Annotated in this window: 19 protein-coding genes and 1 tRNA gene; 12 read left to right on the plus strand and 8 right to left on the minus strand. The window is 42.5% G+C overall.

The annotated features are described in order from the left end of the window. Positions 1-59 precede the first annotated feature (59 nt). From H6G96_RS05575 to H6G96_RS05585, 3 genes are all read left to right on the plus strand, one after another. The gene (locus H6G96_RS05575) at positions 60-1,124 is read left to right on the plus strand and encodes a vWA domain-containing protein (protein WP_190910513.1); all 1,065 of its coding nucleotides are present in this window, start codon (positions 60-62) and stop codon (positions 1,122-1,124) included. An 86-nt stretch (positions 1,125-1,210) separates the two neighbouring features. Continuing rightward, positions 1,211-3,247: an NAD-dependent DNA ligase LigA gene (gene ligA, locus H6G96_RS05580; protein ID WP_190910514.1), complete on the plus strand. Its 2,037-nt coding sequence runs from the start codon at positions 1,211-1,213 to the stop codon at positions 3,245-3,247. A 62-nt stretch (positions 3,248-3,309) separates the two neighbouring features. Beyond that, positions 3,310-3,540, plus strand: a complete 231-nt coding sequence (locus tag H6G96_RS05585; protein WP_190910515.1) for a DUF6737 family protein — start codon at positions 3,310-3,312, stop codon at positions 3,538-3,540. 163 nt (positions 3,541-3,703) lie between these two features. On the opposite strand, the gene H6G96_RS05590 is transcribed toward H6G96_RS05585, so the two are convergent. Together H6G96_RS05590 and H6G96_RS05595 are read right to left on the minus strand one after the other, a co-directional pair. Beyond that, on the minus strand, positions 3,704-4,078 hold the full coding sequence (locus H6G96_RS05590) for a hypothetical protein (protein ID WP_190910516.1): 375 nt from the start codon (positions 4,076-4,078) through the stop codon (positions 3,704-3,706). 74 nt (positions 4,079-4,152) lie between these two features. Continuing rightward, positions 4,153-4,506 carry a hypothetical protein gene (locus H6G96_RS05595; RefSeq protein WP_190910517.1) on the minus strand — a complete coding sequence of 118 codons (354 nt, stop codon included), beginning with the start codon at positions 4,504-4,506 and terminating at the stop codon, positions 4,153-4,155. A gap of 520 nt (positions 4,507-5,026) precedes the next feature. On the opposite strand from H6G96_RS05595, the gene H6G96_RS05600 reads away from it, so the two are divergent. The 3 genes from H6G96_RS05600 to H6G96_RS05610 all read left to right on the plus strand — a co-directional run bounded on the left by H6G96_RS05600 (position 5,027) and on the right by H6G96_RS05610 (position 9,095). Further along, complete coding sequence (locus H6G96_RS05600) at positions 5,027-6,217, plus strand: substrate-binding domain-containing protein (protein ID WP_190910518.1); 1,191 nt, start codon at positions 5,027-5,029, stop codon at positions 6,215-6,217. Between the two features lie 269 nt (positions 6,218-6,486). Further along, positions 6,487-7,464: a nitrogenase iron protein gene (gene nifH, locus H6G96_RS05605; RefSeq protein WP_190910519.1), complete on the plus strand. Its 978-nt coding sequence runs from the start codon at positions 6,487-6,489 to the stop codon at positions 7,462-7,464. Between the two features lie 266 nt (positions 7,465-7,730). Then, positions 7,731-9,095 (plus strand): sensor domain-containing diguanylate cyclase, encoded by a 1,365-nt coding sequence (locus H6G96_RS05610; RefSeq protein WP_190910520.1) that lies wholly within the window; start codon positions 7,731-7,733, stop codon positions 9,093-9,095. Positions 9,096-9,245: 150 nt separating this feature from the next. Here H6G96_RS05610 and H6G96_RS05615 read toward each other — a convergent pair whose 3' ends face one another. Beyond that, a complete protein-coding gene (locus H6G96_RS05615; protein ID WP_190910521.1) occupies positions 9,246-9,836 on the minus strand; it encodes a thioredoxin family protein in 591 nt (196 codons plus the stop codon). 131 nt (positions 9,837-9,967) lie between these two features. On the opposite strand from H6G96_RS05615, the gene H6G96_RS05620 reads away from it, so the two are divergent. Continuing rightward, positions 9,968-10,525 carry a hypothetical protein gene (locus H6G96_RS05620; protein WP_190910522.1) on the plus strand — a complete coding sequence of 186 codons (558 nt, stop codon included), beginning with the start codon at positions 9,968-9,970 and terminating at the stop codon, positions 10,523-10,525. Here the strand turns inward: H6G96_RS05620 and H6G96_RS05625 are convergent. Together H6G96_RS05625 and H6G96_RS05630 are read right to left on the minus strand one after the other, a co-directional pair. Continuing rightward, entirely contained in the window at positions 10,522-11,055 is a 534-nt protein-coding gene (locus H6G96_RS05625; protein ID WP_190910523.1) for a hypothetical protein, read from the minus strand. The genes H6G96_RS05620 and H6G96_RS05625 overlap by 4 nt on opposite strands. 60 nt (positions 11,056-11,115) lie before the next feature. After that, complete coding sequence (locus H6G96_RS05630) at positions 11,116-11,739, minus strand: exopolysaccharide biosynthesis protein (protein WP_190910524.1); 624 nt, start codon at positions 11,737-11,739, stop codon at positions 11,116-11,118. A 277-nt stretch (positions 11,740-12,016) separates the two neighbouring features. On the opposite strand from H6G96_RS05630, the gene H6G96_RS05635 reads away from it, so the two are divergent. After that, entirely contained in the window at positions 12,017-12,799 is a 783-nt protein-coding gene (locus tag H6G96_RS05635) for an ABC transporter permease (RefSeq protein ID WP_190910525.1), read from the plus strand. A gap of 231 nt (positions 12,800-13,030) precedes the next feature. On the opposite strand, the gene H6G96_RS05640 is transcribed toward H6G96_RS05635, so the two are convergent. Further along, positions 13,031-13,104: transfer RNA gene (locus H6G96_RS05640), tRNA-Pro, on the minus strand. Positions 13,105-13,240: 136 nt separating this feature from the next. Between H6G96_RS05640 and lipA the strand changes: the two genes are divergently transcribed. The 4 genes from lipA to H6G96_RS05660 all read left to right on the plus strand — a co-directional run bounded on the left by lipA (position 13,241) and on the right by H6G96_RS05660 (position 17,785). Continuing rightward, a complete protein-coding gene (lipA, locus tag H6G96_RS05645; RefSeq protein WP_190910526.1) occupies positions 13,241-14,119 on the plus strand; it encodes a lipoyl synthase in 879 nt (292 codons plus the stop codon). A gap of 54 nt (positions 14,120-14,173) precedes the next feature. Beyond that, positions 14,174-15,100, plus strand: coding sequence for an NAD(P)H-dependent glycerol-3-phosphate dehydrogenase (locus H6G96_RS05650; protein ID WP_190910527.1), 927 nt, complete (start codon positions 14,174-14,176; stop codon positions 15,098-15,100). 560 nt (positions 15,101-15,660) lie between these two features. Then, entirely contained in the window at positions 15,661-16,911 is a 1,251-nt protein-coding gene (gene sigC, locus H6G96_RS05655; RefSeq protein WP_190910528.1) for an RNA polymerase sigma factor SigC, read from the plus strand. A 418-nt stretch (positions 16,912-17,329) separates the two neighbouring features. Further along, the gene (locus H6G96_RS05660) at positions 17,330-17,785 is read left to right on the plus strand and encodes a transcriptional repressor (protein WP_190728729.1); all 456 of its coding nucleotides are present in this window, start codon (positions 17,330-17,332) and stop codon (positions 17,783-17,785) included. Between the two features lie 132 nt (positions 17,786-17,917). On the opposite strand, the gene H6G96_RS05665 is transcribed toward H6G96_RS05660, so the two are convergent. After that, positions 17,918-19,063, minus strand: a complete 1,146-nt coding sequence (locus H6G96_RS05665; protein WP_190910529.1) for a peptidoglycan-binding protein — start codon at positions 19,061-19,063, stop codon at positions 17,918-17,920. A gap of 9 nt (positions 19,064-19,072) precedes the next feature. Continuing rightward, positions 19,073-22,987 (minus strand): cobaltochelatase subunit CobN, encoded by a 3,915-nt coding sequence (cobN, locus tag H6G96_RS05670; RefSeq protein ID WP_190910530.1) that lies wholly within the window; start codon positions 22,985-22,987, stop codon positions 19,073-19,075. Between the last annotated feature and the right edge of the window lie 4 nt (positions 22,988-22,991).

The raw sequence follows: 22,991 nt of genomic DNA on the forward strand, positions 1-22,991 counted from the left end.
GATTGCGTGCCATTTGTCATTTTGTAAGTTAAAAATTAAATATTAATTTAGGTAAGCAGATGGCAAGTAATAATATTGAGATTGTTTTCAGTTTTGATACAACTGGGAGTATGTACCCTTGCCTTACCCAGGTACGGCGAAAAATAAAAAATACTGTTACCAGACTGATAGACGAAATTCCCTTAATTAAAATTGGGATTATCGCTCATGGTGACTACTGCGACGAAGGCTCAACTTATGTCACCAAAATATTTAATATATCCGGTGATGTTGATGCTATCTGTGATTTTGTGCAAAATGTCGAACCTACTGGTGGCGGAGATGCACCAGAATGTTATGAATTGGTATTACATGAATCCCAATCTTTATCTTGGTCAAAATCAGCAACAAAATCACTGGTTTTGATTGGCGATGATATTCCCCATCCTCCAGCACACAATCCTAAAAAACTGAATTGGCGCAAAGAGTTAGATAAATTAGCTGAGGCAGAAATTACAGTTTACGGAGTTCAAGCACTCAATCGTCCTCATGCTACTCCTTTTTATCAAGAACTTGCAGAAAAGTCTGGTGGTTTTCATATCAATTTAGACCAGTTTTCGTATATTAGTGACTTGTTTTTAGCAGTTTGCTACCAACAATCTTCTAACGATCAGCTACAAGCTTATGAACAAGAAGTAATTGATCAAGGACGCATGAGCCGTGGGTTAAATAAAATATTTAACACCATGATGAACCGAGAAGCAACATCCTATTACGAATCGGCTGATTTACGGGCAGTTTCTCCAGGGCGTTTCCAGATTTTAGAGGTTGAACAAGATATTTCAATTAAAGCCTTTGTATTGGAAAATGGTTTAAGTTTTAAAGTTGGGCGGGGTTTCTACGAATTTACAAAAACAGAAACTATCCAGGCTCAAAAAGAAATTATCTTAATGGATCGGGCAACAGGTGATTTATTTGAAGGAGGTGCAGCACGAGAAATGTTAGGTCTACCGATGGATGCAACGATTCGGATTAAACCGAGTAACCTAGAAAAGTATGTTGTGTTTGTCCAAAGTACCTCTGCTAATCGTAAACTGATTGGCAAAACTCGATTTTTATATGAAGTCGAAGACTGGGATCGCTAAATCCTAATGGCTACGAGTCACGGCTACCCAAACAAAGCCTGCTCATGCAGGCTATTCTATTCGCTAGGTATTTTGTAATAAGTCTAATGACCCAGATTAAGCCGGAAGTAAAACGTACAGAAGAACTGCGCCAGTTATTGCAACAAGCAAGCTTCGCTTATTACGTTTTAGATTCTCCAATTATGGAGGATGCAGTCTATGACCAGCTATATAGAGAATTGCAACAACTGGAAATTCAATATCCAGAATTGGCGACTCCCGATAGTCCGACTCAGCGCGTGGGTGAAAGGCCAGCAACGCAGTTTACCTCGGTGCGGCATAATATCCCCCTGTACAGTCTGGAGAATGCATTTAATATCGATGAGTTGCAAGCCTGGGATCAGCGTTGGCGGCGACAAGTACCAAAAATAGACTCGGTGGAATATGTCTGTGAACTTAAAATTGATGGTTCTGCTTTGGCTCTTACCTATCAAAATGGCATTTTAGTAAGGGGTGCAACTAGGGGTGATGGGGTGACGGGTGAAGATATCACCCAAAATGTGCGGACAATTCGCTCAATTCCCTTGCGTTTGAATTTTGAAGGGTTAGAAATTCTAGAAAGGGTGGAAGTACGCGGCGAGGCGTTTTTACCGTTGGAAGTATTTAAACAAATTAACGAAGAAAGACAAAAAGCCAGTGAGCAATTATTTGCCAATCCTCGTAACGCCGCAGCTGGTACACTCAGACAACTAGACTCGCGCATTGTCGCTAAACGGCGGTTAGATTTTTTTGGCTACACCTTGCATATTCCTGGTAGAGATGACACCAGTATTGCCAATACCCAATGGGAAGCATTGGAGTTATTAGAAAAGATGGGTTTTCGAGTCAACCCCAATCATAAACTGTGTGCTTCGATCGCAGAAGTGGCAAAATATTATGAATACTGGGATACGGAACGCCTGAATTTACCCTACATGACTGATGGGGTAGTAGTAAAGCTGAATTCTTTTAAACTTCAAGAACAGCTAGGCTTTACCCAGAAATTCCCTCGCTGGGCGATCGCTCTAAAGTACCCAGCCGAAGAAGCACCCACCCGTGTAGAAAATATTGCTGTGAATGTCGGACGAACGGGGGCATTAACGCCGTTAGCAGAAATGCGCCCGGTGCAACTAGCAGGGACAACAGTTTCCCGCGCGACTTTACACAATAGCGATCGCATTACTCAATTAGACATCCGCATTGGTGATACTGTCATCGTCCGCAAAGCTGGAGAAATCATCCCAGAAGTGCTGAGGGTACTAAAAGAACTTCGTCCTGCTGACACTGAACCTTTCATTATGCCTACCCATTGCCCAGTCTGTGGTCAACCAGTAGTGCGAGAATCAGGTGAGGCAGTAACTCGGTGCGTCAATGCTTCCTGTGCAGCGATTCTCAAAGGTTCCATTGAACATTGGGTAAGTCGTGATGCCTTGGATATTAAAGGCTTGGGCGAAAAGCTGGTGCATCAACTCGTTGATAAAGGTTTGGTGCATTCTGTTGCCGATTTGCATGAGTTGACAGCAGAGAAATTATCTGCATTAGAAAGGATGGGGAAAAAGTCAGCAGAGAAATTGGTAGATGCGATCGCTCAATCGAAAAACCAACCTTGGTCGAGAGTATTGTATGGTTTAGGTATCCGTCACGTTGGCAGTGTGAATGCCCAATTGTTAACTCAAAAATATTTCACTGTAGAACAGTTAGCGACAGCAAAGCAATCAGATATTGAAGGAATTTATGGTATTGGTGCTGAAATTGCCCAATCTGTTTATCAGTGGTTTCGGATTGATGCCAACCAAAGATTGATAGAACGTTTGCAAGCAGAAGGATTGCAATTAGCTGCCACAGAGGAAACAAAAACAATTGGTGATGGTAATCAAAAGTTTGCAGGTAAAACTTTTGTAATTACGGGAGCATTGCCAACCTTAAAGCGCGATGAAGCGAAGGATTTAATTCAAAAAGCTGGTGGAAAAGTGACTGATTCTGTGAGCAAAAAAACGGATTATTTAGTAGTAGGAGAAGATGCAGGCTCTAAATTAGAAAAAGCGCTTTCTTTAGGAATTACGCAATTAAGCGAGGCGCAGTTGTTAGAAATGCTTGAGAATTGATATATATCTGTTAAACAAGTCACGCTTATATTAATGTTGATGTCGTTTACTAAATAAAACCAATGACTGAACAAAAACCCGTAAACCCCTGGAACTACAAACCTTGGTGGTGTCAGCCCTGGTCTATAGTTCTCACAGGTGTAACCCTGATTAGTGGTAGCTGGTTACTATTTAAAACTATTTGGCTAACAGTTCTCATCTCCATTCCTGTAATAACATGGATGGGATTTTTTGTATTGTTTTGGCCACAACTAATGATTCGCAGTGGCATTTTGGAGTCGTACAAGGAATAATTTGAGCTTGATGTGTTATTAGAAATTTGTCCAGGGAGAGAAAATTATTCCACCGTGTTAAGAGATTTAGCAGCAAAGTTACGTGCAGCAGAAGAGAAAACTTCATTTAACAATTCATACTACTGATGTAACGCTTTCCCTGGAATAATTTCTAATGTATTTATCAGGTAGTGGGTAAGTCTTCTTCCGGCAAGATTTCATCTATGCTGAGTATCCACGGTATACCTTTGTCAGATGGAGGGCTAACAGTAATTCTACCTCTGTTAGTAAATCTTTTTAACATATCGGTGAATTTGGGAACAGTTCTCATAATGTTCTGATAACTTTCTATATCAGGACAAATCATGATTAACATTAGGGTTCCACTATTAATTTTGAAATACCAATGGCAACTTGCCAACAAAATACGTGTCATGCGATCGCTTGCTAAAAAAAAGTTTTTTTTCGTTGCCTCTTCGAGTTGTCTGAATAGTATTTCACTTACCTGAATTGTCAGATTTGAAGGCAAATCGTCTGGAGATAGGTAGGGCTGACTCATAAGATTTTTCTTTGTTTTAAGACGTTAACAAACTGAGGGTTTTGCATGATTAATATTACAGAACATTCCAGTTCTCATGATTCTTGCTTTTGCGTCACAATCCACATCAAATCTAACCACAATTGAGGATAAGCCTTTTTAAGCTGTGATTTGGGATCGTGCAATAGATTTGTAGCATTCAAGCAAACAACTTCAACTAGACCAAGATATTCTGCCACTTCTATCAGTAAATCTTTTTCTGCTACTACAGCAGCAATCAGTCTGTCAGGACAGTAAATCCTTATATATTTGGCATGAGCAATATATGCTCCTTTTGAACGAGAGTTTAGCACTTTTACATAACAGTGGCGTAGTATTTTCCACGCTCTTGGGTGAGCTTGCTCAATAATAAGGGTAAATTGTTGGGCTAAGTTTTCTTCGGTAATCATTACTCTCTCCATTATTGTGCTAAAAACTGTAGTTTTTTCTCATCTCTGCACAGTAAAGGTGGCGCAGTATTACTATGAGTAAAATTAACAGTTTTTAGTTTGGGTAAAATTTACCCATGCAGCAGAATTTTTTGGTAAGTTTTCTACGGCTTATGTTACTTTCCTATCAAGCATCAAAGCTGAAACCGATTAATAAAACTGTATCAATCGCTGCTTTATACCAAATTAATTGGTATAAAGCCAAATTACTGAAAACAGAATTAAGGAGCCAGAATAACTCTTGTGCAAGTGGCAGATGAATTAGAGCAAAAATTTTTGCACATCGCAAGAATATTTGCGAGATTTATGATATTCTGGTTTTAGAGGGAATCAAGAGTGCGATCGCCACCGGAAAGGGCGGGGTACGCCATCGCACAAAAAGTCTTTGAATAAAAATGGTATACATTCAAAGATCGTGCTTTTGCCTTGGTAGATTTAGTTAAATCCGCTACGGCTTTTTGAAACTAAGAGATTAAAGCCAATGAAGCAGGATAGTAATCTTCGTAATAACTTGAAGTCAATTAGAACCCGTCTAGGCATGAGCCAGCAAGACTTGGCGAACATCGCTAGTGTTACCCGTCAAACCATTAGTGGTGTAGAGTCGGGACAATATGCTCCCTCAGTTGCGATTACACTCCGCCTAGCAAAAGCGCTTGGCTGTCAAGTTGAGGATCTATTCTGGCTAGAGCAGGATTTACCTGAAATTGAAGCAGTTCTTGTCAAATCTGTTCCTTGTGATCAGCAACTACGAGTCAGTCTGGCTAGGGTTGGGGGGCAATGGATAGCTTATCCCTTGATTGGCAAGGATGCTTTTCGCCAAGACATGATCCCAGCTGATGGTGAGGCAGTTGCGGTGGACGGGTTCCCCGGCATAAGCAAACTGCCGAACCCGAAGGGAGAGAGTGAGAGCCGGAATGGTACAGATAAAGTCCGAGTCCGGCTGCTCGACGATAATATGGACACACTTCACAACACAGTCGTGATTGCTGGCTGTGCGCCTGTGATTTCACTTTGGGCGAGAGCTACCGAACGTTGGCATCCCCAGTTGCGAGTCCAATATAACTTCGCCAACAGCATGGCTGCATTACACAGTTTATGTCGAGGTGAAGCTCACATCGCAGGGATGCACCTATACCACTCCGCAACAGGTGAGTACAATATTCCCTTTGTACGTGATGTTCTTTCTAGAAGAGAAGCAGTTGTGATTACGCTCGGATTTTGGGAGGAGGGACTAATGGTACAGTCTGGTAATCCGATGGGAATCAGAACAGTTGCCGACTTAGTGCAAGCTGGAGGAACTATTGTCAATCGGGAACCAGGTTCCGGTAGTCGTTTACTTTTGGAACAAACACTTCAACAGGAGCAAGTGCCATTCCATGCAGTCCAAGGCTTTGACTGTATTGTTCAAAGCCACCAAGATGTTGCTCAAGAAGTAGCATTAGGATCTGCCGATGCAGGTATCAGCACGGCATCTGTAGCTACTACCTTTGGGCTAGGATTTATTCCTCTGCATCAGTCACGATATGACTTAGTGATTCTCAAAGAATATCTGGAAGAAGCGCCAGTACAGCAGTTGCTTAGTACTTTGGGACATAGGTTAGTTCACTCGCAATTTGAAGTTCTTGGCGGCTATGACACAAGTAAAATCGGGGAAGTTGTAGCGACCATTTAGAGTGGATTGCAATTTTGGTTGGTTTGATTATAAAGGAAAACTCTGCATAAATTTGAATTCCTGCTGTAACCACTCTTAAGGCTTGAGCAACCATTTGTGATTCTGTGACAACAACTGACAATGCTTAGGTCAAAGTTTTCCAAGCTTTGAGTTTCTCTATATCGGATCATCTCTGCGATTATACGCAGAGATGATCGGGACTGGGCTGCAAAGTTAAGCGATCGCTCATGAACCAACAGAGTAAACAAACAATTCTAGGATAAATCATCATGTCCGACGACAAAATTAGACAGATTGCTTTTTACGGTAAAGGCGGTATTGGTAAATCTACCACCTCCCAAAATACTCTAGCTGCTATGGCAGAAGTGGGTAAACGGATTTTAATTGTGGGATGCGACCCCAAAGCCGACTCTACCCGCTTGATTCTGCACTGTAAAGCCCAAACCACCGTGTTGCACCTCGCTGCCGAACGGGGCGCTGTCGAAGATATTGAACTTGAAGAAGTGGTTATCACTGGCTTCCGAAATATCAGATGCGTAGAATCTGGTGGCCCAGAACCTGGTGTAGGTTGCGCCGGTCGGGGGATTATCACCGCCATCAACTTCTTAGAAGAAAACGGTGCTTATCAAGACGTAGATTTCATATCCTACGACGTGTTAGGTGACGTTGTATGTGGTGGTTTTGCTATGCCAATCCGGGAAGGTAAAGCCCAAGAAATCTATATTGTTACCTCCGGTGAAATGATGGCAATGTTTGCTGCTAACAACATTGCTCGCGGCGTTCTCAAATACGCCCACACTGGCGGCGTGCGTTTGGCTGGTCTAATTTGTAACAGCCGGAAAACAGACCGGGAAGACGAACTGATTAGTACACTTGCGGCCAGATTGAGTACCCAGATGATTCATTTCGTGCCACGTGACAACATCGTGCAACACGCAGAATTGCGCCGGATGACTGTCAACGAGTATGCACCTGATAGCGGACAAGCTAATGAATACCGGACATTAGCCGACAAGATTATCAACAATCAGTTTTTTGCTGTTCCTACACCCATTGAGATGGATGAGCTAGAAGATTTGCTGATTGAATTCGGTATCCTCGAAAGCGAAGAAAATGCTGCAAAACTGACTAATGCTGCCATAGCTCAAGCAGATGGTGAAAAAAGGCAAGAAGACGCTCAAGGCGAAGCACTAGAAGCACTTGCAAAAGGAAACATTGAAATCGTTGCTGGTAGCGAGAAAAAGTAAGTCCAGTTTTGTACGCCTACTCTTAAAGCTATTTTCAAGTAAACGGTAATGAGAAGTTCCGAGCGTTGGAAGCCAACCCTCGGAACTTCTGTACATCTATGCAAACTTGCAGTATTAAAAAGTCAACTTTTGACCAGGAACTCTGACAGTATAATAAGTTTTGATAAATTTTAGTGTATATTAATAATTTTCAACCTGGCTTTGGGCAAAAGACCTTGTAAGCATCTGCATACTCAGGGAATTTGCACAGTGAAAGCTAAGGTGACATGAACAATAGAGCAAACCAAAGGCATGAGGAATACAATATACTACAATATTTCTGTATATTCAACCGAATGTTGATTTTTGTTGCAGAGATGTTTATATCATGCAGCCCTGATGCTGGACAGGTAACCCTGCGGTTGTTGCAAAATTTTCAGCCTACCAGACTTTCCTGGCTAAAGCTCAGACATTTATTTGTGAAAACGCCAGATGTTTCTCGTGACTTTTCACGTCATCTGGAAAAGTTAAAGCAAAACCTAACCCCCCAACGCCCAACCCTTGTAGGGAATGGGGAGAAGTCAAAGCTTTTCCACGAAAAGGGGAAAGGTTTGGAGACAGGTTTTCCAAATCCCGTCAAAAGTCAGATTCCTCTACCTGAAAATGAAACAGAAAGGCTCAAAATATTAGCAGACTACAATATTCTAGATACACTACCTGAACAAGCATTTGATGATATAACTGCTCTTGCTGCCTACATTTGTAAGACTCCAATTGCTTTAATTAGCTTAGTTGATGCCGATCGCCAATGGTTTAAATCTAAGGTTGGACTAAAAGCTAGAGAAACACCCAGAGAGTGGGCTTTTTGTGCCCATACTATTCTTCAACCAGAAGATATATTAGTGATTCCCAACGCCATCAAAGACGATCGCTTTACTAACAATCCCCTAGTCAAAGGTAATCCTAAAATTCGTTTTTATGCTGGTGTCCCGCTAGTTACGCCCAATGGTTTTCCTCTCGGAACGTTGTGTGTAATGGATACCATTCCTCGTTGTTTAAGTTACCAGCAGTTGGATGCACTGCGCCGCCTAACCCGGCAGGCGATCGCTCAGATCGAACTTATGCAGGAAGTTCGCAACCGTAAACAAGCAGAGATTGAAGGAAGGCAGTTATCGCTGACTGATGAACTAACAGGTTTGCATAACCGACGTGGCTTCTTCCTGATGGCTGAACAACAATTAAAAATTGCTCATCGCATAAAAGCGTTGTGCTGGGTTATCTTCATTGATTTAGATGGGCTAAAACAAATTAACGACACCCTTGGTCACGACATCGGAGATGCTTTGATTGTTGATGCTGCTCGATTACTCAAGCAAAGTTTTCGGAACTTGGATATTGTCGCCCGCTTGGGTGGAGATGAATTCATTGTTTTCATCTCCAGTTACTTTAAAGACGCTGATAGTATCCAAGCGTGTCTGCAAGCAAATATCGCCAACTTTAATCAACAGCAAAAACGTAGCTATGAACTTTCGATGAGTATGGGGATAGAGCGTTACTCACCAGAAAGCAATATGTCACTAGAACAACTAGTCGCCAAGTCTGACGAATTAATGTACGCTCATAAGCGTCTCAAGCGGCAATCTATTGCATGAAAGAGGCGGGGATCGCTTCTTCTCTGGGGAGTAGGCAGGGGGCAAGAGATAGAAACTCTTTATATCTAATGCGTGAGTGCTGCATTTTGTAATTCATTTACTTGCAATTTGCTGTAACAGCAGGTGTTAGCTGAAATTCCCCCCATGCTGCTAATTTACCACTTGGCTACCATGAGTGCGGGGGTCATCTTGATTAGCCGTTGGTGCTACTGGGGCTGAAAATTTAGAAACTTTTCCGCTAGCTTGGGCATAGGGAAGAGATGAACCAGTAACTAAAGCTTCTAAATTGCTAGCCATAATCGTGCGGGGTTGATCGCCGATCGCTTGGGCTATGGTTTCCCCTTGCTTACTCAAAAATACAAAATGGGGAATCCCATCTACCCGATATTTGAGCATTTCTGGTAGCCACTTTGTATTATCCACATTCAGCATGACAAAATTCATCTTGTCAGCATACTCTGTTTCCAGTTGAGCGATATCTGGTGCCATTTTCTGACAGACAGTACACCAATCAGCATAAAACTCCACTAGAGATGGTTTGCCGTTGCTCACAGCTACATTTAGCGGTATGGAAGTATCACTTAACTTAGCTAGAGTTGCCGAAGTTGTTTCAGTTCGCAATCCTAAAACGAGGGCAACACTAAGAGCGATCGCTACCATTACAACTAAAAAGTTTCTCAAACGCTTCCCTAAGCTAGATTCAGACTTATCGGGAGAATTAACAGGTGAATCAGTACTCATAACAAAATTATTAAAACTTATTAAACAATTTCTTCTTAAGTTTAGCTGACTCTAACCGCTCTTAAATAGGTAATTCAATCTTCAAAATGGGTATTACAAATAAATACTTGAGATGAAATAGGTTTTAAAAGATGATTTTAAACTTCAGAAATACCAGCGCTGTGTGTGCCGTATTTTTATTAGTCAATGTTAGCAGTTTTTACAAGTCAGCCATAGCCATTATAAACAACCAGTCCCAATTAATAGCACAGCAGAGTCAAACCCAGCTACACCCAGTTTTTAAATCTATTCTGCCTAAATTAAAGCAAAAAACTCAAATTAAAATTTTATTGCCGAAGTTTATTCCTGAGTCGGATGGGGAAAATCCAATTTATGCGATTATAGAAGCTGCGACCCAAAAGAAGTACGAGATTTTACTGGGTTTTAGTCCTGACTGTAATGGTGCTTCTGCCTGTCGTTTGGGTGTTATTTCTGCCGAATCAGTAAGCCGCAAAACACCCCGCATGGCTGGGAAACGTATATCCTTAGCTAAGGGCATCACTGGCTATTTTGTAGATTTTACTTGTGGTGCGGGTTGTTCAGATGCTACCTTGACTTGGAGACAACGAGGTGTGCAATATGTTGTAGGGTTGAAAGCAGGCGATCGCATTTCTTTAATAAAAATGGCTAACTCTGCGATTAATCCCTAGCTCACATTAGAGTTTGACTTTACTTCCCAATTAAACAGCCGTGGCAATTGAGACACATCTATAGCGTAGTTAACAATCCATAGCGCCAATTCAAAAACCAACAAATATCGTACCCACTGCAACTCGCTTTTGGAATCCAAAAGCGTCAAACCCTCATACAACTGCCAGAAGCGGTAAGGCAAGTATATATAAGGAACTATCACCCACACTACATTTTGCAACTGTCTGAGTGTTACTCTTTCAGAGATGATTTGCAGCCCTAATACGATAAAATACCAACCAAGCACAGTTAACACACTGCGTTCGCCCCACCATACACCCCACAAAAGCATAACTACTAATGGCAGCAAAACTCCTAGCAGCTGCACTGAGCCAAACCAGATTTTATACCAAGAGGGAAATGGTAGAGGTAGAGTATAAGGCTTTGTGTGTTTCCACCCCCAATTTACAACCACAATAAAAAGTGTGGCAATTAGGAAAAAGAGGAGATTTTCTAAGAACAGATAGAGGTTGGTGTTTAAGGGAGCCATCGTGATATTATCAACCTCTGATGTTCGTGTGTCATTCTACTCAAGTAATATTTTTGCTATTTAACGACCTAGCCAAGTCTTGATAATGTCAAGAAGACTAGAACCACCCCAAATCAATGCCAACAGTATGGAAGTAGTCAACGCTGCCCCTATCACACACATAACTAAACCAACCAGGCTAATAGCGCCATCATCTTCCGATAAGCCAAAGCTAGTTACAAAAACTCCCATTGCTGGCAGGGTATTAGTTCCTGGAATCGGAATCATCATGGAAATTGCCATCAAGGCGATCGCTATACCAATGGTTACTCTACCTGGTAAAGTAGTACAAATGTAGCTTAAACGAGGACGAGCGATCGCTTCAATTCTTTTTAACCAAGGAATCCCTGCCTTCAAAAACTTCTGAACTGTTGTAAGTTGCATAGAATGATTCATCATCCGCTTGGGTAGCCAAGGGGTTTTGGCACCGACAATTAGCTGTATCGCTAACAGAAAAATCAAAATGCCGAAAGGAGTTGAGTATCCCGGTGCTGGAACTGGCAAAGCGGAAGGTAAAGACAGGATAACCAGCAAAAATCCAAAAATTCTTTCTTTTGCTAACAATAGAATCTCTGCCAAAGTTACTTTTGATGGTCGGTCTTCCTCAAAAAAATAACGGTCTAATTCGTTAGATAGTCTAGCCATGTATCACCAATATTTAGCAAAATTTAGTAAATAAATATACCAATTAACAAGCCAGATTCAGCAAATACAATAGCTTATGTCCTAAAAGAGATAAGTAATTCCATTAGTTCTGGTAAATCCAGATGTATAGAATTTCTGATCTTTTAACAATAGATCCACAACATCTTAACGTTTAGCAATTTTCTTGAATAAAAAGTAATATTAAATTTACGTAAAGTTATTGTGTAATCTTTGAAATTATAGTGACAGATGATACATATTGGGTTATGGGTGCAAGATGCAAAGATATTTGAAAGTACTAAGACTATTTTGGGGTGCTGCGATCGCAGCAGAGTTAGAGTATCGGATTAACTTTTTTATAGCTACCCTCAGTAGCTTGGGAAATCTTGCAGGCAGTCTCTTTGGACTATTCTTGTTTTACCGGACTGGCTACACTTTTAGTGGCTGGTCATGGGAAGCAGCTTTAGTAGTTCTAGGAATTTTTACTTTACTACAAGGATTTTCTGCTACTTTTCTAGCGTCGAACTTGAATCGCATTGTCCGCCATGTCCAAGAAGGCACTTTAGACTTTATATTATTAAAACCTATCCGCAGTCAGTTTTGGCTTTCCACCCATACCCTTTCACCTTGGGGACTGCCGGATCTAGTTTTTGGTGGTATTATTATTGCCTATGCAGGTAAACGTCTCGGTGTAGGCATAGACGACTATCTACTTGGTGTGCTGCCGTTATTGTTCAGCTTTGTGATTCTGTACAGCCTGTGGTTTATGCTGGGAGCGATGAGCATCTGGTTCGTGAAAATATACAACGTTACCGAAGTACTACGTGGTTTGTTGGAAGCTGGACGATATCCTATAGCAGCATATCCTACTGCTTACCGCTTTTTCTTCACTTTTGTGATGCCAGTAGCTTTTTTAACTACTGTACCAGCCCAAGCGCTACTGGGTCGAAGTGAAATTAGCTGGTTGATAGGTGCGACAATATTAGCAGTAGCATTGTTTTTCGCTTCCACTTGGTTTTGGCGATTTGCATTGCGATTTTATACCAGTGCTTCGAGTTAGAGAGCTACAGAAACGCCTTTCAACTAATGTAGAGCGACAAATTATCTAACCATAGCGACAAATAATTTGTCAAGTTATTCAAGTTTGTAAGCTTTGCTTTAGAAGAATCTGATTTTTAGTGTTTCTGATATGAAGCTATAGAAATTGCTTGAACAAGCAATGTAGAAGAATTTGGATTGTTGACAAAGAATCTGCCGTTTTGGTCAAATAATTTGTCGCTCTACAAGTACATCGGGATGACTGGATTCGAACCAGCGGCCCCTTCGTCCCGAACGAAGTGCGCTACCAAGCTGCGCCACATCCCGTCATAAAAATGGCATTGTAAATTAAGAATATCACAACCTGTGCCAAATGACAGAATTACATCTATATATGATCGCTTCACCCAAGGCTTTGCTTGCTACGATTAAATTTGTATAACTCTAGTGGTAAAAGCGGATTGTGACTGTAAAACCAGACTGGTTGCGGGTAAAAGCACCTGGGCGTGAGCGCATCGGTAACGTTAAAGATATTTTGCGGGATTTAGCCCTTAATACAGTTTGTGAGGAAGCGTCCTGTCCGAATATTGGTGAATGCTTCAATGCTGGGACTGCCACGTTTTTAATTATGGGCCCGGCTTGTACACGCGCTTGTCCCTACTGTGATATTGATTTTGAGAAAAAACCCAAACCACTAGACTCTACGGAACCTGCACGACTAGCGGAAGCTGTTCGCCGCATGAAACTTAATCATGTAGTAATTACTTCTGTAAACCGAGATGATCTGGCAGATGGTGGTGCGTCACAGTTTATAGCGTGTATTAATGCGGTTCGCTCTGTTTCACCTAACACCACAATTGAGGTACTAATTCCTGACTTGTGCGGTAATTGGAATGCTCTAGAGTTAATTCTACAAGCTGCGCCAGAGGTATTAAACCACAATACAGAAACTGTTCCACGCCTGTATCGTCGGGTGCGTCCCCAAGGAAACTACGATCGCACTTTAGAATTATTGCACCGCTCTCGCCAAGTTTCTCCCAGCACTTACACTAAATCTGGAATCATGGTTGGACTCGGTGAAACTGATGTAGAAATCCGCCAAGTCATGCAAGACTTACGAACTGTAGATTGCGACATTTTGACAATCGGGCAATACCTCCAACCTAGTCAAAAACACTTGCAAGTAAATGAATTTATCAACCCAGAACAATTTGCTGCTTGGAAGGCATTCGCTGAAGAAATCGGATTTTTACAAGTTGTTTCTTCCCCTTTGACAAGAAGCTCATATCATGCAGAACAAGTCAGAGAATTAATGGAACGTTATCCCCGCAATCAATTTTAGATTTTAGATTGCTAAGAGGATGGGGTGATTGGGTGATGGAGAGACTGTTGATTAATGAATAAGCCAAAATCTGTAGCAATTCTGGGTGCGGGTGCTTGGGGTGCATCTCTAGCAAATCTCGCCGCAGCCAATGGTCATAGGGTGCGCGTGTGGTCGCGTCAAGGTTCCCAAATAGAAGCAGTTTTAAAAGATGTCCAAATAGTCGTATCTGCTATCTCAATGATTGGTGTAAGGGATGTTGCTTTCCAAGTCCAGTCTTTCCCCCTTTCTCCAGAAACAATTTTTGTGACGGCGACGAAAGGTTTAGACCCCCAAACCACCTGCACGCCGTCACAAATTTGGCAAACAGTATTTCCTAGCCATGCAGTGGTTGTCCTTTCTGGGCCTAATTTATCTAAAGAAATTCAACTAGAGTTACCAGCAGCAACAGTCGTAGCCAGTAATATTCCCACGGCTGCGGAAGTAGTGCAGTTAGTATTTTCATCTCATCGTTTCCGGGTATATACCAATCCCGATCCCTTGGGCGTGGAATTGGGGGGAACCCTGAAAAATGTTATTGCGATCGCAGCCGGTGTGTGCGATGGTTTACAACTGGGAACTAATGCCAAAGCTGCTTTAGTCACCCGTGGACTTACAGAAATGGTTCGCATCGGTAACGACTGGGGTGCAAAGACGGAAACATTTTATGGTTTATCGGGTCTTGGAGATTTGTTAGCAACCTGCAATAGTCCCTTAAGCCGCAATTACCAAGTCGGCTACCAGCTAGCTGGTGGTAAGTCACTAACAGAAACTCTCGCAAATTTACAAGGAACTGCTGAAGGAGTGAACACTTGTCAAGTTTTAATGCAACGAGCCAAGCAACAAAACATTCCTGTTCCAATTACTGAGCAAGTTTATCGGTTACTTCAGGGTGAAGTCACACCCCGACAAGCACTTGATGAACTGATGCTGCGAGATATCAAGCCAGAATACAACTACTAGTCATCTGTCAAGTTGAAATTGCTAGCTTAAGACCGACACGTAAGAGGACGGGTCACTCACTATTTATGTCACTCACTCTCCGTATGGATTGAATTTTTGCAGTTAATACTAATAACTTAGACGATATGTATTAGTTCTACTTATACGTAAATAATCCTGAGAAAAAATTAGTAAATCATCAGGATATTACTTTTGCAGCCATGTAAAGGTGACTATGCCAATTATAAAGATGACATTCACTGAAGGATGTTTATACTGTGTTGCAAAAGTTACTATTAAAAACCATCTAGGTTGAAATGTTAACTAAGTAGTTTGAATATTGAAAGCCCAGCCGCGGATTTGAATAGCTATTGGTTTAATCAAAAGTTTAGCAGCCGATTAAGTTCAGTAATGCTGTATCCAATGAAACCTTTACAGTTAATTTCTAAAAAAATTGTAATGGAACCTTCAACCATGTTAGTTCATCGTAAATCACGGGAACAATAGCAACAGTTGAATAGCTGACCGTAATCTAAGCTGACCGAAATCTATTGTTACCTGGAGCCATTGAGACGATCTTTATGCCAGCAACATCTTTTTATGCAGATGCCCCCTACAATACCAAAAAGTCCCGCCAGGCTTTGGACTCGGATCTCACGGTTGACGAAAGTGAGTTATCGGTAGATGACCTACAGGAGCTAGAAATGGCTGCTGCTGACAATGCTAACTTTGCTGCTAACACTAACCGTCGTAGTACCGACCTAGTACGTCTATATCTTCAGGAAATTGGTCGGGTTCGCTTGTTAGGGCGGGATGAAGAGGTTTCAGAAGCTCAAAAAGTTCAGCGTTACTTGCGGATGCGGATAGTGCTTGCTAACGCTGCAAAGCAAGGGGATGAAGTGATTTCGCCTTATCAAAGGTTAATTGAAGTTCAAGAACGTCTAACCTCAGAACTAGGACATCGCCCGTCTTTGGAAAGGTGGGCTGCCACTGCTGGTATAGTAGTATCGGATCTCAGACCGACTCTGGCAGAAGGCAAACGTCGCTGGGCTGAAATTGCTAAGTTGACAGTAGAAGAGTTGGAGCAAATTCAATCCCAAGGACTCCAAGCAAAAGAACACATGATTAAGGCAAATCTTCGCCTAGTTGTGTCTGTTGCTAAGAAATATCAAAATCGCGGTTTGGAATTGTTAGATTTAGTCCAAGAAGGCACACTAGGTTTGGAGCGAGCTGTAGAAAAATTTGACCCCACTAAGGGTTACCGCTTCAGTACCTATGCTTACTGGTGGATTCGTCAGGGAATTACACGGGCGATCGCTACTTCTAGCCGCACGATCCGCCTCCCTGTCCATATTACCGAAAAGTTAAACAAAATCAAAAAGGCTCAACGCAAAATTGCTCAAGAAAAAGGTCGCACCCCAACTCTAGAAGATTTAGCAACTGAGTTAGAGATGACACCGACCCAAGTCAGAGAAGTTTTGTTGCGGGTTCCTCGCTCCGTTTCATTGGAAACGAAAGTAGGCAAGGATAAAGATACTGAGTTAGGCGAATTACTCGAAACTGACAGTGTAACTCCAGAAGAAATGTTAATGCGAGAATCTTTACAAAGAGACTTGCATCATCTTCTTTCAGATTTGACTAGCCGCGAACGTGATGTAATATTGATGCGGTTTGGTTTGGCAGATGGTCATCCTTACTCTTTAGCAGAAATTGGCCGCGCTCTCGACTTATCACGGGAACGAGTCAGACAAATAGAATCTAAGGCTTTGCAAAAACTACGCCAACCCAAGCGTCGCAACCTCATCCGTGACTATTTGGAGTCTTTAAGTTAGTCATTAGTCATTAGTCATTTGTCATTAAAAACTATACTTGACAAATGACTACGGACAAGGTATACATTTGATTCCCAGGTCAAAAGCTTTTTACAGGCTTGTAGCAAATTATTTGCATTTAGTTGTACAAGAGTTTCCCCAGACCTTTGCTCAAATATCTTGAAGGTCGGGATCAACTGAGCAATTCAAAATTAACTTATACAAAATTCAAAGTCAAGGGATGCAATCGTTATAAGTATCCTAACTATTAGCTGTATGTAAATTAAATACAATACAGCTTGTTACTTGATTTTTGCTCAAGATTTGATGAATTGTTCTTAAATATTTAGTAATGATTGTCAATAGGCAATGATTGTTGCAAATTGCTCCCAAGATTTGTTATATTCTCAATTAACGAGCTTTGTTGAGAAATATTAGTATGACTGTCTACACAACTACTTCACTCAAGGCAGAACTGAACGAACGAGGCTGGCGATTAACTCCCCAGCGCGAAACAATTTTACACATTTTTCAAGAACTTCCGCAAGGTGAACATCTGAGTGCGGAGGATCTTTATCAGCGACTAGAAACTGATGGTGAAGGTATCAGCCTGTCAACTATATATCGGACTTTGAAGTTGATGGCCAGGATGGGAATTTTACGGGAACTCGAACTGGGCGAGGGACATAAGCATTATGAGATCAACCAGCCCTATCCCCATCATCACCATCACTTAATTTGTGTTAGATGCAACTCAACTATTGAGTTCAAAAATGACTCAATTTTAAAAATTGGATCTAAAACTGCTCAAAAAGAAGGTTTCCACCTGCTTGACTGTCAAATGACCATTCATGCAGTGTGTCCCAAGTGCCAACGGGCACTGATGCCGCTATAGCACTTGGATGGATAAACAAGACGAAACTACTCAAATTAGCCAAATACGAGGAATTTTGAGCAGTTCGTAATTTGCTGTTACTTGAGGCAAGCAACAAATTGGGAAGTGATACTAACAACACCAAAGCGGATGTTAAAAGCGTCCGCTCTTAAGATCCTTGAGACTTATGCCGTAGAATTCTTGGGCTTGTTTAATCGCTTTTTTGGTGTCAGCTGCCATTACACCGTTCAGCTTGCCTTTATAAAAACCCCGCTCTCGTAGTCGCGTTTGAATTTCCAGGGTATTAAATTCGCTTTTAGGGGCAGTATCTATTGAGCTATATAACTTAGCTCGCGTAGTTGGGCCAGCAACGCCACTTGCTGCTAAATAGTTAGCTGCCTGAAATCTCTTTACAGCATCAGCAGTATAGGGGCCATAATAGCCATTTGGCTCTCCCTCTAAATATCCTGCTTGGATCAATTGTTCTTGGATAACTCTAACTGGCTCACCGCGATCGCCTATACGGAGTTTATTTCGATTGGCTACCTTTTCCTTTCTGGGAGCTTCTTCTCCACTACCGATGCCAACTCCTGGCAATTTACCTAATGTTGCTGGACCAACAACACCATCAACGCTTAATTTATAAGCATCTTGGAACCGCTTGACAGCTTCTTCGGTAATGGGGCCAAATATTCCTGTGGCATTCCCGTAATAAAAGCCTGCGACTCTTAAGCGTTCTTGCAAAGCCCTGACATTTTCACCTTCATCTCCCTTAGAAAGGTAGTTGGAATTACGGCGCTGGGTAGTTGCTGAACTAGCTGAACTAGTAGTGCTGGGCTTTTTGGCTTGTGTACTTACAACAGTAGCTTTTTTAGCTTGTGTAGTCGTAGTACTTGGCTTTTTAGCTTGCCAGCTTTCTAATTTTTGCAGGGTTCTTGCTCCAACAATGCCATCCACTGGTAAACCAGCAGCCTTTTGGAAGCGCCGCACAGATTCTTCTGTGGACACGTCATATACTTGGGTGACTGGAGCTTGATGAAAACCTGCTGTTTTCAACTTTTGTTGTAGATTTCTGACAGAAGGGCCTTGATCGCCTTGTTCCAGTGCCATGACGCTGCTAACAGCGCCAAGAATAGACAAGGACAGAGCAAGGGGCAACATATACTTCCAAGCCCTACCAGAAAGCCGTTTCCAGTCTGGTGCAGCTGCTTTGTTAAACAAAGAACTGAAGGAGACCAATTCACTGGGTGTACTGTCTTCGTAGGCGAAAGCTAGGTGCAAATACGCAAGATTCTCCATATTTATTTCCTACACCATTGATTTTTCTTCGATAACTGCTTCAGCTTGATGTACTAGGTTCCTTAAAGCTTCTAATGTTCCTATACATACATCCTCCCACAAATTGCGCTTGTGTGCTTCTAATAATTTTTCAGCAATATCACGCAGTGCATAAGGATTCTTTTGCTGAATAAATTCTGACATAACTGGGTCGAGCAAGTAAGCTTCTACTATACCTTGATACATATAATCTTCTACACATTTGGCTGTTGCATCGTAAGCGAATAAAAAATCTACCGTCGCCGCCATTTCAAAAGCACCTTTATAACCGTGACGCATGACTCCTGCAATCCACTTGGGATTAACTACGCGAGAACGATACACCCGTGCAATTTCTTCTTTGAGTTGGCGGACTCGTGGTTGAGCGGGTATGGAATTATCACCAAAATAAGTTTGGGGATTTTTTCCTTGTAGAGAACGCACCGCAGCAGTTAAACCACCCTGAAATTGGTAATAATCATCAGAATCGAGTAGGTCGTGTTCACGGTTATCTTGATTGTGCAGGACAACTTGCATTTTCGCCAAGCGTTGCTCGAAAGCTTCGATATTGGGCATTGGGCATTGGGCATTGGAAATTTTATCTTCCCCTGCTCCCTGCTCCCCTGCCTCCCCTGCTCCCGAAGAGTAGGCGTAAGAACTCCAATTAATGTAGGCGCGGGCTAAATCTTGATCATTTGTCCAGTTTTGCGATTCGATTAAACCTTGGAGTCCTGCGCCGTAAGCACCTGGACGAGAACCAAAGATGCGATAGCGCGATCGCACTACTGCTTCTTCTAAAGTTAATCCTTGGCTTGTCCACAAATCAGTCTCTTGGCGAACCGCATCTGCTAGGGGATTTTGTTCTGGCGGTTCATTCAAGCCTGCCACTGCTGATACTGCTTGATCAAATAAATCAATTAAGTTGGGAAAAGCATCTCGGAAAAATCCAGAGATTCGCAAGGTGACATCTACACGGGGACGCCCCAAAATCGCCAGGGGCAAAATTTCAAAATCCACTACTCGCCGTGCTGCACCATCCCATACAGGTTGGACTCCGAGTAAAGCTAAGGCTTCGGCAATATCATCACCTCCAGTCCTCATGGTGGCTGTTCCCCACAATGATAAACCTAGTGTTTTTGGATACTCACCATGTTCTTGAGTGTAATATTCAACGAGGGTTTCAGCAGCTTTTCTACCGATATCCCAAGCTGTCTCTGTGGGAATGGCGCGAATATCGACAGAATAAAAGTTTCTCCCAGTTGGTAGAACTTCTGGGCGGCCGCGTGTGGGTGCGCCCGATGGGGCACTTGGGACATAACCACCATCAAGTCCGTGTAATAAATGGGTGATTTCTTGGGGGGTTTGTTGTAAAGCTGGAAGCAGGCGATCGCGTATCCAGTTAAGGACAATGGAGAGTGGGGAGTGGGGAGTGGGGAGTAGTAAGTTAGGAGTTATGAGTTGTTCTACTAAAAGGGCGGCGTGTTCTTCTAGGACTTCGACAATATCACCGAATGTACGGCATTCTGTGCCATTGACTATTGAGTATTCACCGCTAGGCATTGACAAATCGGCTGTGAGGGGGTCGAAGTCTAAACCCCAATCTTGAGCTATGGCACGGGTAATACCTGAAGAATGGCGATTGGGTATACGAGCGATCGCTACTATTAAATCTCGTAGCTGCCTTCCTTGGGGACATTGCCCAAAAATGTGCAATCCATCGCGGATTTGGGCTTCTTTCAATTCACAAAGATAACCACCGATGGAATTCAAAATTAAGGATTCAGACTTAAAAATTTCTGTTTCATTTTGGATTCCTAAATCTAGATGGAGATTTTCTTTGATCACCAGTTCGTGGATGCGATCGCGAATCACTGGCAAACGCGAAGGATCTAAACTGTCCGCTTCATAATACTCATCAATTAAATTTTCTAACTGTTGCAAAGAACCGTAGAGTTCCGCACGAGTCATTGGCGGTGTTAGGTGATCTATAATCACCGCTTGAGCGCGACGTTTGGCTTGGGAACCTTCACCAGGATCGTTGACAATAAACGGGTACAGGTGGGGAAGTGCGCCTAAAGCGACTTCTGGATAACAATTACTCGATAAAGCCACACTTTTACCAGGTAGCCATTCTAGATTTCCGTGTTTTCCCACATGAACTACGGCATCAGCACCAAAACATTCTCTTACCCAATAGTAGAAAGCTAAATAAGCATGAGTTGGTTCTAAATCCGGTGCATGATAATTCAAACTGGGGTCATTATCATAACCCCTTGCTGGCTGAATTCCCACGAAAACGTTGCCGAGTTGAATTCCGGGAACGGGGATTGGGGATTGGGTATTGGGTATTGGGTATTGGGGATTCCTATTGTCTCCCCCGTTTTCCTTTTCCCCAGCCCCTAGTTCCCAGTCCCCAGTCCCTATTCCCCACCTTTCACTAATACCTTGCTGAACTGCTGGCGGTAAAGAAGCGAAATACTTTTGATACTCTTCCCAAGAAACACTTTGGTGTACCGGAAGCGATTCTTGGCCTTCTGGATCATTTGTTACACCAGCTGTTAGCTGTTGAATCAACTCGTCTCCTTGAGCAGGCGGATTTTCTACTTCATACCCAGCCTGATGTAAAGCTTGTAGGATTTCTACACAACTAGCCGGAGTGTCGAGTCCTACACCATTGGCGAGGCGGCCATTGCGGTTGGGGTAGTTTGCCAAAATTAGGGCAATTCGCCGTTCTTGGGGTGGTTTGGAACGTAGACGCGCCCAATTTGCTGCTAGTTTGGCAACGAACTCGATGCGATCGCTCACTGGTTCATAAACTACTACATCTGTTTCTAGATGGGGATTACGAGTTTGTACGGCTTTAAAAGACACAGCACGAGTAATAATCCGCCCATCTACTTCTGGTAGCGCCACATTCATCCCAATATCGCGGGGAGAAAGCCCTTGAAACTGTGACTCCCACTGCTCAATTGATCCGCCACTGAGGATTACCTGCAACACAGGCACATCTAATTTTTCCCAGAGTTCAGTTTGGGGTGTTTCGCTTTCCAAACGTGCTAGAGAAAAACTGGTGGTATTCAGCAGTACAGCTATTGATTCAGCTTCTTTGGGTTGGAAAAATTCATTCAACTCAACCTGAACATCGGGTTCACGCAATGAAGAAACAAACACTGGCACAGGTTGTAAATTTTTCTGTACCAAAGCTTCGCATAAAGCATCAATTACTTTAGTGTTTCCTGCTAAATAGTGAGCGCGGTAGAAAAGGATGCCAATTTTGGGCATTGGACATTGGGAGATTTGAGGTTCCAAGGTGGATGAATGAGGTTCTAACTCTCCCCTGCTCCCCTGCTCCCCTACTCCCCACTCATACAATCCCACACGCCCAATTGGCCGGGGTAACGGTGGATTGTATGCAGTTAACAGGCAACTGTCAGAGATAAATTGCAGAGCATTAACGAAATTTTCGACGCCGCCTTCGCTAAAATACTGCCATACTTGGTTAACAATGCCCAAAGGCAGGGTAGACTGAGAAATTAAGTCGGGATCAAAAGCGTCGTCCCCTGACATTACAATGAGGGTTTTACCATTACGTTGCACAATTTCTTGCACTACTTCTAAGCCATAACTCCAGTAGGAACGTCCTCCCAACAGGCGTAAAATGATTACCTGGGCAAGTTCCAAAACTTGCTCTCCATAAGTGTCTATGGTTAATTGTTGCTGTAATTGCAACAGGTTGGCGACTCTTAATGCAGGAAAGCTTGTAGGTAATTTTGGAACCGCAGCTGCCAAAGTTTGAATGTCGGTATCAGCAGCTGTAATCAACACGAAAGGCGCTGGAGTTTGTTCTAAAAAAATTAAACCCTCTGACTGATTCCATCCACCCGATGTGCTACTTATACGATGCATAATG

Origin of the sequence: Nostoc sp. FACHB-892 (assembly GCF_014698795.1) — a bacterium.
Lineage (GTDB): Bacteria > Cyanobacteriota > Cyanobacteriia > Cyanobacteriales > Nostocaceae > Nostoc.

Coding starts and splice junctions, on each gene's coding strand:
- H6G96_RS05660 (WP_190728729.1), top strand. CDS start 17,330: ATGACTGTCTACACAACTACTTCACTCAAGGCAGAACTGAACGAACGA.
- H6G96_RS05635 (WP_190910525.1), top strand. CDS start 12,017: ATGCAAAGATATTTGAAAGTACTAAGACTATTTTGGGGTGCTGCGATC.
- H6G96_RS05575 (WP_190910513.1), top strand. CDS start 60: ATGGCAAGTAATAATATTGAGATTGTTTTCAGTTTTGATACAACTGGG.
- H6G96_RS05630 (WP_190910524.1), bottom strand. CDS start 11,739: ATGGCTAGACTATCTAACGAATTAGACCGTTATTTTTTTGAGGAAGAC.
- sigC (WP_190910528.1), top strand. CDS start 15,661: ATGCCAGCAACATCTTTTTATGCAGATGCCCCCTACAATACCAAAAAG.
- H6G96_RS05665 (WP_190910529.1), bottom strand. CDS start 19,063: ATGGAGAATCTTGCGTATTTGCACCTAGCTTTCGCCTACGAAGACAGT.
- ligA (WP_190910514.1), top strand. CDS start 1,211: ATGACCCAGATTAAGCCGGAAGTAAAACGTACAGAAGAACTGCGCCAG.
- H6G96_RS05650 (WP_190910527.1), top strand. CDS start 14,174: ATGAATAAGCCAAAATCTGTAGCAATTCTGGGTGCGGGTGCTTGGGGT.
- H6G96_RS05585 (WP_190910515.1), top strand. CDS start 3,310: ATGACTGAACAAAAACCCGTAAACCCCTGGAACTACAAACCTTGGTGG.
- H6G96_RS05590 (WP_190910516.1), bottom strand. CDS start 4,078: ATGAGTCAGCCCTACCTATCTCCAGACGATTTGCCTTCAAATCTGACA.
- nifH (WP_190910519.1), top strand. CDS start 6,487: ATGTCCGACGACAAAATTAGACAGATTGCTTTTTACGGTAAAGGCGGT.
- H6G96_RS05610 (WP_190910520.1), top strand. CDS start 7,731: ATGAACAATAGAGCAAACCAAAGGCATGAGGAATACAATATACTACAA.
- H6G96_RS05625 (WP_190910523.1), bottom strand. CDS start 11,055: ATGGCTCCCTTAAACACCAACCTCTATCTGTTCTTAGAAAATCTCCTC.
- H6G96_RS05615 (WP_190910521.1), bottom strand. CDS start 9,836: ATGAGTACTGATTCACCTGTTAATTCTCCCGATAAGTCTGAATCTAGC.
- H6G96_RS05600 (WP_190910518.1), top strand. CDS start 5,027: ATGAAGCAGGATAGTAATCTTCGTAATAACTTGAAGTCAATTAGAACC.
- H6G96_RS05595 (WP_190910517.1), bottom strand. CDS start 4,506: ATGATTACCGAAGAAAACTTAGCCCAACAATTTACCCTTATTATTGAG.
- H6G96_RS05620 (WP_190910522.1), top strand. CDS start 9,968: ATGATTTTAAACTTCAGAAATACCAGCGCTGTGTGTGCCGTATTTTTA.
- cobN (WP_190910530.1), bottom strand. CDS start 22,987: ATGCATCGTATAAGTAGCACATCGGGTGGATGGAATCAGTCAGAGGGT.